Source organism: Alkalimonas collagenimarina, from assembly GCF_030717845.1.
Lineage (GTDB): Bacteria > Pseudomonadota > Gammaproteobacteria > Enterobacterales > Alteromonadaceae > Alkalimonas > Alkalimonas collagenimarina.
In genome coordinates this window covers 1-322 of record NZ_JAUZVZ010000076.1, presented here as the reverse complement: position 1 = coordinate 322, position 322 = coordinate 1, and the positions used below count along the sequence as shown (strand labels likewise).

The 322-nt window shown below is 52.8% G+C and carries 1 pseudogene; it reads left to right on the top strand.

What is annotated here, in order from left to right:
• A pseudogene (locus Q3O60_RS17660) lies at window positions 1-225 on the top strand (IS110 family transposase); the annotation flags it as partial.
• Between the last annotated feature and the right edge of the window lie 97 nt (window positions 226-322).

The following is a 322-nucleotide window of genomic DNA, read 5'->3' as shown; positions in this document are numbered from 1 at the left end:
CAAAAACGTCAGGAAAGTCTCAGCAAAGAAGTCATTGATATCGCCTGGCAAGCTCAGCTTCGGCTGTGCAGGCGCTATCAGCGGCTGATGAAGCGCGGTAAGCATTACAATCTGGTCGTGACCGCTATTGCCAGAGAGATGATTGCCTATATCTGGGCCATATCACGAGAAGTCGTGCTGTCACCGGTGAACCCGGCAAAGCGGTTATCCAGGGTGCCTGCATGAATAACAGGTTAGAGTTAATGCATTGGATCAAGCATCGGGTGTGGCACAACCACCGACGGCGTTAGGATGGCAACAGCCTCACGGCTGTTGAACCTCG